The organism is Monashia sp. HAY1-2A (assembly GCF_056755315.1).
Genome location: NZ_JBNDHY010000398.1, coordinates 1 through 275 on the forward strand (window position 1 = coordinate 1; position 275 = coordinate 275).

1 pseudogene is annotated in these 275 nt (G+C 58.9%); it reads right to left on the reverse strand.

The features are described 5' to 3' along the window. Window positions 1-275 (reverse strand): annotated as a pseudogene (locus tag ACPYOM_RS22460) (hypothetical protein); the annotation flags it as partial.

Genomic DNA, 275 nt, shown 5'->3' on the forward strand with positions numbered 1-275 from the left:
GTACCAGCGCACCGCGGATCACCATGCTGATCATATCGAAACCGCAGAGAGCAAACAGCGCCAGCATCGATAACCAGAGCGAAGTGGAAAACGCGAAAACCAGTGTGGCGGCACCGAAACCGGCGACGGCGGCGAACATGATTTTTCCGACATTACGGTTGAGTGCGCGGTGGCTCAGCCAGAACCCGACGATCAGACCGCCGACCGCCGGTGCGCCACGTAGCAAGCCTAATCCCCACGGACCGGTATGCAGAATGTCGTGAGCGAAAATGGGT